This window comes from Streptomyces daliensis, from assembly GCF_054782395.1.
On the sequence record NZ_BAAGSO010000031.1, the window covers coordinates 1 to 9,733 of the forward strand.

At 68.7% G+C, this 9,733-nt stretch carries 14 protein-coding genes and 1 tRNA gene; 8 read left to right on the top strand and 7 right to left on the bottom strand.

Features of this window, described 5'->3' with window-relative positions; all coding sequences use genetic code 11:
• Positions 1 to 231, top strand: a 231-nt coding sequence (locus tag ACYVOO_RS07835) for a hypothetical protein (protein ID WP_461014906.1), incomplete at its 5' end; no start/stop codon positions are given.
• Between the two features lie 251 nt (positions 232 to 482).
• On the opposite strand, the gene ACYVOO_RS07840 is transcribed toward ACYVOO_RS07835, so the two are convergent.
• Positions 483 to 959, bottom strand: a complete 477-nt coding sequence (locus ACYVOO_RS07840; RefSeq protein ID WP_461014907.1) for an NUDIX domain-containing protein — start codon at positions 957 to 959, stop codon at positions 483 to 485.
• Positions 960 to 1,077: 118 nt separating this feature from the next.
• Here ACYVOO_RS07840 and ACYVOO_RS07845 point away from each other — a divergent pair, with 118 nt between their 5' ends.
• Together ACYVOO_RS07845 and ACYVOO_RS07850 are read left to right on the top strand one after the other, a co-directional pair.
• Entirely contained in the window at positions 1,078 to 2,283 is a 1,206-nt protein-coding gene (locus ACYVOO_RS07845) for a helix-turn-helix domain-containing protein (protein ID WP_461014908.1), read from the top strand.
• Between the two features lie 117 nt (positions 2,284 to 2,400).
• Positions 2,401 to 2,739, top strand: coding sequence for a DUF6415 family natural product biosynthesis protein (locus ACYVOO_RS07850; protein ID WP_461014909.1), 339 nt, complete (start codon positions 2,401 to 2,403; stop codon positions 2,737 to 2,739).
• A 683-nt stretch (positions 2,740 to 3,422) separates the two neighbouring features.
• Here the strand turns inward: ACYVOO_RS07850 and ACYVOO_RS07855 are convergent.
• The 5 genes from ACYVOO_RS07855 to ACYVOO_RS07875 all read right to left on the bottom strand — a co-directional run bounded on the left by ACYVOO_RS07855 (position 3,423) and on the right by ACYVOO_RS07875 (position 6,024).
• A complete protein-coding gene (locus ACYVOO_RS07855; RefSeq protein ID WP_461014910.1) occupies positions 3,423 to 3,698 on the bottom strand; it encodes a hypothetical protein in 276 nt (91 codons plus the stop codon).
• Between the two features lie 597 nt (positions 3,699 to 4,295).
• Positions 4,296 to 4,613: a hypothetical protein gene (locus tag ACYVOO_RS07860; protein WP_461014911.1), complete on the bottom strand. Its 318-nt coding sequence runs from the start codon at positions 4,611 to 4,613 to the stop codon at positions 4,296 to 4,298.
• A complete protein-coding gene (locus ACYVOO_RS07865) occupies positions 4,610 to 5,491 on the bottom strand; it encodes a DUF6907 domain-containing protein (RefSeq protein ID WP_461014912.1) in 882 nt (293 codons plus the stop codon). Before ACYVOO_RS07865 ends, ACYVOO_RS07860 begins: the two co-directional genes overlap by 4 nt.
• A 189-nt stretch (positions 5,492 to 5,680) precedes the next feature.
• Positions 5,681 to 5,803 carry a hypothetical protein gene (locus ACYVOO_RS07870; RefSeq protein WP_461014913.1) on the bottom strand — a complete coding sequence of 41 codons (123 nt, stop codon included), beginning with the start codon at positions 5,801 to 5,803 and terminating at the stop codon, positions 5,681 to 5,683.
• Positions 5,800 to 6,024, bottom strand: a complete 225-nt coding sequence (locus tag ACYVOO_RS07875) for a helix-turn-helix transcriptional regulator (protein ID WP_461014914.1) — start codon at positions 6,022 to 6,024, stop codon at positions 5,800 to 5,802. The genes ACYVOO_RS07870 and ACYVOO_RS07875 overlap by 4 nt, the downstream gene beginning before the upstream one ends.
• A 207-nt stretch (positions 6,025 to 6,231) precedes the next feature.
• Between ACYVOO_RS07875 and ACYVOO_RS07880 the strand changes: the two genes are divergently transcribed.
• The 3 genes from ACYVOO_RS07880 to ACYVOO_RS07890 all read left to right on the top strand — a co-directional run bounded on the left by ACYVOO_RS07880 (position 6,232) and on the right by ACYVOO_RS07890 (position 7,334).
• Entirely contained in the window at positions 6,232 to 6,681 is a 450-nt protein-coding gene (locus ACYVOO_RS07880; RefSeq protein ID WP_461014915.1) for a tyrosine-type recombinase/integrase, read from the top strand.
• Positions 6,682 to 6,774: 93 nt separating this feature from the next.
• Positions 6,775 to 7,065 (top strand): hypothetical protein, encoded by a 291-nt coding sequence (locus tag ACYVOO_RS07885; RefSeq protein ID WP_461014916.1) that lies wholly within the window; start codon positions 6,775 to 6,777, stop codon positions 7,063 to 7,065.
• Positions 7,062 to 7,334: a hypothetical protein gene (locus ACYVOO_RS07890; RefSeq protein ID WP_461014917.1), complete on the top strand. Its 273-nt coding sequence runs from the start codon at positions 7,062 to 7,064 to the stop codon at positions 7,332 to 7,334. Before ACYVOO_RS07885 ends, ACYVOO_RS07890 begins: the two co-directional genes overlap by 4 nt.
• Before the next feature lie 118 nt (positions 7,335 to 7,452).
• On the opposite strand, the gene ACYVOO_RS07895 is transcribed toward ACYVOO_RS07890, so the two are convergent.
• Positions 7,453 to 7,526, bottom strand: a tRNA-Thr gene (locus ACYVOO_RS07895).
• Between the two features lie 258 nt (positions 7,527 to 7,784).
• On the opposite strand from ACYVOO_RS07895, the gene ACYVOO_RS07900 reads away from it, so the two are divergent.
• Positions 7,785 to 8,903 carry an ABC transporter ATP-binding protein gene (locus ACYVOO_RS07900; protein ID WP_461014918.1) on the top strand — a complete coding sequence of 373 codons (1,119 nt, stop codon included), beginning with the start codon at positions 7,785 to 7,787 and terminating at the stop codon, positions 8,901 to 8,903.
• A gap of 223 nt (positions 8,904 to 9,126) precedes the next feature.
• The gene (locus tag ACYVOO_RS07905) at positions 9,127 to 9,543 is read left to right on the top strand and encodes a hypothetical protein (RefSeq protein ID WP_453344700.1); all 417 of its coding nucleotides are present in this window, start codon (positions 9,127 to 9,129) and stop codon (positions 9,541 to 9,543) included.
• The last annotated feature ends 190 nt before the right edge of the window (positions 9,544 to 9,733 follow it).

The following is a 9,733-nucleotide window of genomic DNA, read 5'->3' on the forward strand; positions in this document are numbered from 1 at the left end:
ACATCTTCAACGGCACCCTCACCACAGCAGCCATCGTCATATGGCTCCGCGACACCGTCCAAGAGCCATCAGAAACGGCCTAACGCCGAGAAGTTCTGGTACGTGGTGATGAACATAGCCTTCGGTTCCGGCTACCTCTCAAAGGTGATCACCAAGAAGGCCCTGTCCGAGGTGCTGTGCGGCGACGATAGCCCTGAATCCAAGGGCTGGCAGGCGCCCAGCTCCCCGTGATCACCAACGTTGCTGTACCCCGCTGCTGTACGGCACACCAGAGGCCCGCCCCGGGCTCCCGGAGCGGGCCTCTGGCCTGCGGAGCCGCCTGTCGGATTCGAACCGACGACCTTCTGTTTACAAGATCCGGGCGGGGCCCTGGTGAAGGCTGCGAGCGCTGCGCCGCGCGATGATGGTGGGGCGGCGCTGACGGGCGCCGTGTGCCGTCGTTGATGTCAGCGCTGATGTCAGGAGAGCGGCACAGTGAGTCACTACGCGGCCGGTGGCTCCCCGTGTTCGAGGTAGTCATGGTGACCGTCAGCGCGTGCGCTGACAGCGCGCCTCACGCGGCGGGCAAGCCTCGGGATCAAGAACTGATCGAGGTCTTCGACCGGGTGGAACTCGGCGGCAAGAAGCTCGTCCGGCGCGAGCTTGATCGAGGCCGCCGCGTCCGGGCTGAGGTCGCCACCGTCGAAGACGTACAGGACCTTGTCGCCCTCGGCCGGAAGCGGGGCCCAGTCGGTCACCAGCAGCGGCCCGATAGGCGGTGTGATGCCCAGCTCTTCTTGGACCTCGCGGCGGCACGCGGCCAAGGGGGACTCGCCCGTCTCGACGTATCCGCCGGGGATCTCCCACATCGGCTTGTACGAGGGGCGGACCAGCAGTACGCGGCCCTGGGCGTCGAAGAACAGGGCGCCTGCGGCCATGCGTGGCCGCGCCATCCGCTGTTCGTGCTCGTTCTCGGGCATGGTTCGACCCTACCGAGCGAGATCCCCACGGCCCGACCGGGACGCGGCCGCCTGTCGCGACACCGCTACGCATGTGACACTCGGGCTCACAGAGTGAGGGGGTCACACAGTGCGTGGCATGGCAAACCATCTCCCGTTCGGCAAGCGTGTGCGGTTCTACCGGGAGCGCCGTGGCCTGCACCAGTGGCAACTTGGCGAGTTGCTGAACCGCTCTGAGGACTGGGTGTACCGGGTGGAGTCCGGCCGGGTCCCGGTGAACAACGTCAAGATGCTCGCGGACCTGGCGGAAGCCCTTCGCGTCCATGTGGAGGACCTGCAAGGCGTCCCGGCGCTCCTGGACGATCGCGACAGCCACAAGGGCAGCATCCCGGCCATCCGGGCCTCCCTGATGCAGTCGCGGCGGCTGGCTGGCCCCCTGTACGACACTCGGGAGCCGCTGCGCCTGGAACGCCTCGATGTGGAGGTTGACGGTGCCTGGAGCCTGTTCCAGAACTCCGAGTACGCCAGGCTCAGCGAGCGTCTTCCCGCGCTGCTGGCGGATGCCCGTCTAGCCACGCACGAGCATTCCGCAGGGCCGGACCGGGTCCGGGCACTCACGTCCTTCGCGCTCACCTGTCACGTGACGGCGGCGTTCCTGCGCAAGCTCGGTGAGACGAACTTGGCCTGGACTGCTGCGGACCAGGGCGACATGGCCGCGAGCGAGACGGCGGACCCGGCCATCATGCTGGCGCTGCGTCGGTGCGTCGCTCATGTCCAGCTCGGCGCCGGGATGGCGGCAGAAGCCGTGAACGCCACGCACAACGCCACCGCGGATCTCCCCTTCGGCTGGTGGAAGACATCTCCAGTCGCGCTGTCGCTGTACGGGACGCTCTTCCTGAACGGCGCGGTGGCTGCGGCGCGACTGCGTGACCGGTCGACCGCTGATGACATGCTGGGACGGGCGCACGAGGCCGCCGAACGGCTCGGCACGGACGCCAACGAGATGTGGACGTCTTTCGGCCCGACGAACGTGGAGATTCACCGCCTGGCGCTGGCCCTGGAATTCGAAGACGTACAGAATGCCGTGGACATAGCGCCGGGGGTACGGCCGGGCCGAAACCTGCCGGTAGAGCGGCGAGCGCGAGCGCGTCTTGACGTAGCTCGGGCCTACGGTGAGGCTGGCCGGACCGACGACGCGGCGAAGCATCTGAAGCGCGCGTTCACGACCGCTCCCGAGCAGATGAGGGCGCACGAGTTCGCCCGCGATCTGGCGCGTCGGCTGAGCCAACGGAGCCAGCGCCGCGACGTTCGCGAACTGGCCTTGAGCCTCGGCGCTCTCAAGTAGCCACCACCTCCTCGACGTTGCGGGGCGGACCCGGAATTTTCTTCCGGGTCCGCCCCGCTTTCCGCGTCTACGGTCTCCCCGTTCACGCCACTGAAACGCGGAGAGGGCGGCCGACCGGTGCACGCAGAGGAGATCAAGGAAGCGATCAGCAGAGCCCTGACCGAGCGATCGGTGTTGCCTCCGTACGGCGAGCTGTACTCGCTGCACGAGACCTTGGTGGGCCACATCGAAACGCTGATGCCGGTGGCGTCCCAGCAGATCGACGGCCTGTGGCACGGCGCTCCGGAGTGGTACCGGAAGCGGGCCCGGCTCGATGCGATCGCGTACGAGGTGCGGCAGGGGCTTGGTCCGGGGTTGCAGTCGGCCGCGTCACACGTGCGGAGCCTGGGCTACGCACTGCGGTTCCTCTCCGAGAACACCGGTGCCTTGGAGGCCGGGAAGAGCGCTCGGTCGTGAACTCCGCCCTCTTCTGCGTGAGCTGAGGGGCAGCACGCCGAACAACCGCATACGCAAGACCGGACCACCCCTCAACCCTTGGCCGGAGAAGGGTGGTCCGGTGAAGAGTCCCTGTTCAGGACCCTGGTGCCGATGGTACCGGGGCATTCGTCGTGCTCCCGTTCACTGCCTCGGCCCGACCGTACGGAGCGAGACGAGAGAGGACCTGGACAGTGAGGGACACCTTGCCTGGGAAAAGTCAGCCACCACGGCGGGAGAGACGACCGAGCACCCGCACGTGTGCACCCCAGCCCCCCACCGGCATCAGCCACGCTTCGGGGCTTCTGGTCTTTGACCCGCAGACGCCTCCGCGTTGCCCCAGCCGACCGCCGGGCGATGGCGGGACCGGCCCGCAGACCGCGACGAGACCTGGGCGCCGCGCCACGGTCCTTGTCGGCGCCCCGTGTGCTGCGAGCCGCCTCGTTCCGGCGTTTTTTCAGGGCAGTTGGGCTGCTGCTCCGGGTGGCGCGCTGAGCGGGGCGGCAGACAGGAGCGTGCGACGGCCACAGGCCGCCAGCGCACTACCCGCGACAGCGGGCCCCTTGATCCAGTAAGGAAACTCTGAACAGCTACCGCTTCTGGGTCGCTTCGACTGACCACACGACGTTCGCCCAACTCATCGGGCAACGCGGTAAGAAAGGGAGTCAATGCACGACGCGCACGTCCACGGCATAGGCCGGGCACGGAGCGAACAGCCGGTTGCCCTGCTCGTCGGTGAGGCGCCAGCGGCGCCCGGAGCGGGTGTCGGCGGCGGGGCGCCACTGGGCGAAGCACTTGTGTTCGCAGCGGGTGACGCCGTGGACGACGGCGCCGCGCTCGTCGCGGTAGAGGTACTGGGCGACGCGCTTGTGACCGCGCTCGTTGCACGGAATCCACGTGTCGGCAGCGGGATGGTCTCGAGGACGGTTGTCCAGCGGCATGTCGAACAGGTCGGCCTCGCGCCAGCCGATGGTGGCGAGGAAGCCGGTGTTGCCCTCGCGCTTGCGGCAGTAGACGGCGACGCCGTCGGGGATGCGGCGGATCGCTACTGTGCTGGGCGCGTCCCCGTCGTGGCAGATGTCGCGAGTACAGCGGAGGCTGGGCTGCCTCCTGGCTGTCGGTCCGCTCGGGCATGTCGATCCCGGCCCGAACCCAGTTCCCCGGCGGCACCAGCGTGGCCGGAGCTGTCCCGTCGGTGAGGATGCTGGCGATGTCCGCCATTGGCAGGAGTAGGGCTTCCCACCGGCTACGGGTGTCGGTGTGCACCCACAGGCTGTGACTGCGCTCGTGCTCCGCCATGTCCTGGGAGAGTCCTTCCCAGAGACCGGGGCCGATGGGCTCCTTGGACTCGACCGCGAGGGCCCCACCCCCGTAGGTCAGGCCGTCGGGTCGGCGGGAAGATGGCGAGGACGCGGGTGTCGCCGCACAGGTACACGTCCCCGTCCAGGCCGAGTCGGCGCAAGCCCGTCTCCAGGGTGAGTTCCGCGCGCCCGGCCCGGTTGAAGGCGGCGATGGCCTCGTTCAGGTTCTCTTGGGGTTCACCGGCCGCTCCCGTCCGCGATGGGCGGAATGCTCACAGCCACCTGGACGTAACGCCCATCGTGCGAGCCCTCGCCGTGCCATGACGCGAAGAGGGAGGAGTCGACGTGCGGCTGCATGTCGGCACCAATCAGGTCGCCGATGTCGTGGCCAAGAGGCTCCGGGAAGCCGCGCGTCTTCCTCGTGCCGATGCCGATGCCCGCCTCGCCTACTGCGATCAAGGGGCGCACACCGTAGAGGGCGGCGAGCGCGGAGGCTGCGTCTTGCGCGTCGAGAACGCGGTGTGCCGTCCTGACCGTCGTCTGGTCGTTCGTCACGCGGCGCCCCCGAGATCGGCGGAGTGATGGTCGGCCTCGATGGCGGCGAGCTGGTCGGCGAGAGCGGTGAGCTTGGGCAGGTGGGCGCGGATCTTCGCGATCTCCGCGCGGAGCCCGGCCGCGTCCAGGTCGCGCCAGTCGCCTCCGCCCTCGAACCCGGCGATCACGTGCCCGTTGTCGTCGGCGTCCAGCAGTTCCGCGCCGAGGTAGGCGTGGCCGAGAGGGCCGGGGACGGGGATGCCGGGGACCTCGGCACAATGCCCCTGGTGGATACCGGTCCTGTCGCACCACTCCACGGGGCAGGCGTCGGCCGGTCGCGGGGCGAGCGCGGGGGCTTCGCCGTTCCATTCCGCGCGGGCGGCGACGAGCTGGACGCGGACGTTGTCGAGCCGGTCGGCCTGCTCGCGCAGGTTGGCGATGAAGGTGGCCATCCCGTCCGGGGTGAGGTTCTCGACGTGGCGGCCCTCGCCCAGTTCGATGTCGACGAGCGGTTCTTGCTCCTCGAGGGCGTGCCCGTAGGGGGAGCAATACATCCGCGCGCCCAGGAGCGTGTCGGTGTAGCGGCCGTGGCAGTCCTCGAAGATGTCGGCCTTGAATCCGTCGCAGTGGAAGGTGTGGCACAGGTCGACCAGGAACATCCGGGCCCGGTCCGGGTCGAGGTTCTGCTCGTCGTGCTCGCCGTTCTGGCACTCCTCGCAGCAGGAGAGGCCGCGGCCCTCGATCTGGCCGCCTCCGGCCAGGGTCATGGTCCAAGGACGGGCTCCGACGGGCGCGGGCTGGACGAGAGCGTGGGGGATGGGAAGGTCGTCGTGCGCGGTGGGGACGCGCTGTGCGGTCTGGGGTGACGACGCCATAGTCGTCGTAGGAAGCTGGTTCATGAGCGTGTTCCGTTCTCTACTTGCTGGTGGATGCGGTGCTTCGCTCGACAGACGCCGTCGGCTGGACCCCGGGGCGATGCCGTTGTTCTCGCGGGTAGGCCCGAAGAAGGCGAGCGCGTCGGTCGTGCGGACGAACTGAATGCGCCCGAGACGGACGGTCTCGACTCCGAGTCGCCCCTGCTGGGCGAGCTAGTAGGTCGTGGACTCCGCCTGCGAGGCCAAGGCCCCGAAGTCGGGCCATAGCGGCATGAAGGGCTTGTTGTAGCTCTTCAGCTCGGTGATCGTCAGGCCGGGCGTGGTGTGCTTCGTCACGACGCACGCTCCGCCTTGAGCGTTCGCGCGAATTCCTCGACCGAGTCCTCTGGGTAGAGGACGCGTCGCCCGACCTTCATGCCCTTCGGGCCGTACCCGATGTGCCGCCAATAGCGGACCATGCTGGCGGCCGTGCGGTATCGCGCGGCGACCTCCGCCGTTGTGAGGTAGTGCGCATGTCCAACCTTCTGAAGTTCGAGAACCCCGAGCATGTCACTCATCTCCGAGAAGACGCGTTTTACAAGAGCGAGATTGTCCGACTACTCGTCGATCTAATCGTTGAGCACTCGCGCTGAACAGACAGCCTTCGCCAGGGAGGGCAAATGAAGGGTTCGGCGTATCGGCGGTGCTATTGCCGAGGGGAGGACGGGCTGGCGCTGAACAGCTCGTGTCCGCAACTCTCGTCCCGTCGGCATGGGGTGTGGGCGGTGCGGCAGGAGCTGCCCGCGCGCGCTGACGGGGGCCGACGGTCCTTCTCCCGCTCCGGGTACGAGACAGCGAAGGGCCCCGCCACGGCCCTGGACCGTGTCCGCGCCCTGCCCGAGCACGACGACACTGACGCGCAGACCGTTCTGGGCGACCTCCTCGAAGAGGTCAGCAAGGACTCGCGGGCGCCGCTGCCGGAGGTTGAGGAGACCCGGCGGCGCCTGAACCTGGGCCTGTCCCTGCCCTCCCGTCTCACGGTCGGCGAGTGGCTGGACATGTGGCTGGAGTCGAAGAAGACGATCACCGGCTACGAGAGCATCATCCGCGTCCACCTCAGCTCCTTGATCGGGAACGTGCGCCTGAACCGGCTGAGCGTCCCGCACATGGACGACGTTGTCGCCCGGATCGACGAGCGCAACGAGGTCATCGCCGCAGAGAACCATGCCCGCTGAGAGCAGGAGAGACGCTGCAAGTGGGGCAAGCGGTCCCGGCCCTCGGCCGCCGAGCGGGCCTGGCTCGCGCGGGAGCGGGCGAAGCTGAAGGCGATGCCCCCGTACCGCAAGCTGACCGGCCCGGCGACGGAGCAGCGGATACGGGCGTGCCTGCGCACCGCGCTGAACGCGGCGATAGTCAGGCAGCGTAAGACGGGGCTGACGTTCAACGCCGTCGAGTACGTCGAACTCACCGGCGGCCAGCGCCCGAAGGGCCTGCTGTGGACGGACGAGCGGGCGGCGCGTTGGCACGAGACGGGTGAGAAGCCGAGCCCGGTGAGCATCCTCGGACGCTGTCGGACGAGTTCGAGCGCATCCGCGAGAAGACGGACCTGCCTCCGGTGAACCTGCGGGACCTGCGGCATGTGGGCGCGGGGCTGGTGAAGGCCGCGGGCGGCGACATCGACGACGCGAAGGTGAAGCTGCGGCACTCCTCGATCAAGCTCACCAGCGACACGTACATGGTGATGTTCCAGGAGATGGACGAGGCCCTCGCGGAGGGCGTCGTCTCGGTGGTGCCGCGGGCCCGGAAGGCACCGGAGGCGGAGAAGATCCCGGACGATGCCGAGCCGGAGGACGCCGAGGAGGAGCCGGAGGAGGACAGCGAGGAGTGATCGTCTGCACGCCCGCTCACGCACCGTTCACGCACGGCCCCCGAAACGCAGTGAAGCCCCAGCCGGATTGATCTCGGCTGGGGCTTCTTCGTGCTGGTCACCCTGTGGGTGACGCCAGAGCCGCCTGTCGGATTCGAACCGACGACCTTCTGTTTACAAGACAGATGCTCTAACCAGCTGAGCTAAGGCGGCATGCGTGCCCGTGCAGTGTACCCACCCACCGCCCGCACCCCGCGAGCCCGTTCCCCGGAGAGCCGCGCCGCGCCGGCTCCCCCGGCCCCTCCCGGAGGGAGTTCGCGCAGAAGTGCTGACAAGGGGTGGGGGCGCGGGTTAGCGTCACCGCAGTTCGCGGCAGTGGACTACACCTTCTGATGTCGCCCCTCCGCCGCGGACCACCTCCCTTTACGACGGATCGTCCGGCACGTACCTGCCGGTGAAGGAGACAACAACATGGCTACGGTCACGTATGACCAGGCGACCCGGACCTATCCGGGTTCCGACAAGCCCGCCGTCGACAAGCTCGACATCGGGATCGAGGACGGAGAGTTCCTCGTGCTCGTCGGACCCTCCGGTTGCGGGAAGTCCACGTCGCTGCGGATGCTCGCGGGGCTCGAGGACGTCAACGAGGGCAACATCCGCATCGGCGACCGGGACGTGACCCACCTGCCGCCGAAGGACCGGGACATCGCGATGGTGTTCCAGAACTACGCGCTGTACCCGCACATGAGCGTCGCCGACAACATGGGCTTCGCGCTCAAGATCGCGGGCGTGCCGAAGTCGGAGATCCGGAAGAAGGTCGAGGACGCGGCGAAGATCCTGGACCTCACCGAGTACCTGGGCCGCAAGCCCAAGGCGCTCTCCGGTGGTCAGCGTCAGCGTGTCGCGATGGGCCGCGCGATCGTCCGGGAGCCGCAGGTGTTCCTCATGGACGAGCCGCTCTCGAACCTGGACGCGAAGCTCCGCGTCCAGACCCGTACGCAGATAGCGGGCCTCCAGCGCCGTCTGGGGATCACCACGGTCTACGTCACCCACGACCAGGTCGAGGCCATGACCATGGGCGACCGCGTGGCCGTGCTCAAGGACGGGCTGCTCCAGCAGGTCGACACCCCGCGCCACATGTACGACCGCCCGGCGAACCTCTTCGTCGCGGGCTTCATCGGCTCCCCCGCCATGAACCTGGTCGAGGTCCCGATCACCGACGGTGGCGTGAAGTTCGGCAACAGCGTCGTACCCGTCGACCGCGAGGCGCTGAGCGCCGCCTCCGACAAGGGCGACACCACGGTCACGGTCGGCGTCCGCCCGGAGCACTTCGACCTCACCAACGGTGAGAGCAGCGGGCTCTCCAAGGACCAGCCCGCGGGCGTCCCGGTCACCGTGAACGTCGTCGAGGAGCTGGGCGCCGACGGCTACGTCTACGGCACCGCCGAGGTCGGCGGCGAGACCCGCGACCTCGTGGTCCGCGTCAGCGGGCGCGCCGTTCCCGAGAAGGGCTCCGTGGTCCACGTCGTCCCGCGCGGCGGCGAGACCCACGTGTTCTCCACCTCCACCGGCGAGCGCCTCAGCGACTGACCCGGTCGACGGGCGGGCCGACGTGGCTCGGCGCCGCGTGTGACGGCGCCGATCGGCGCAGCGACCGCAACCCCGCGAAGGGGCCGTATCTCCGTAACTCACGGTGATACGGCCCCTTTTCGTGCCCCTACGTCAACACGACTCTCGAACAACACCCTCTTTTCTTCCCTCGACAGAGTGACTAAATGTCGCCAAATCACTACCGCTCGCTACCATCGCGACCGTGAACCACGCAGCCCGCCGTATCGGCCGATCCCTCGCCCTTGTCCTGCCGGTCGTCCTCGTCCTCTCGGGGACCCTCGCGGTCACCCGCGTTCCCTGGGCGACCGCACCCTCCGAGTCCCAGGTGCTGACCGCGTCAGCGGAGAACGCGTCGTCCAAGGCGAAGTCCCGCGCACCGCAGGACGTTCTCCGCGACCGCCTCGTCGCCGAGCTCCAGGAGGAGAACCCCAGCACCGCGCTCACGAGCCTCCAGAAGGAGATGAACCGCAAGCCATCACTCGCCAAGCACTGCACGTCCATCGCGAAGGCCCTCGGCAGGGCGGCCGTCAAGAAGTACGGTGCCGCGCACCGCGCCCACCGCTTCTCGCGCCCCGTCTGCGACACGTCCTTCGCCACCGGCATCGCCCAGATGAACTAGGCGCCGGGCGGCAGCGGGTACGCGAGCACCGCATCGCGCCACCTCGTGCCCCGTCCCCGTGGAACCGCGCGCCCCGGCGCAGCGGCTCACCGCGCACAGCGCACAGCGCACCACGCACAGCACCACACCGCTGTCGCCCGCGCCCAACAGACACCCCCCCCCCCCCCCCCCCCCCCCCCCCCCCCCCCCC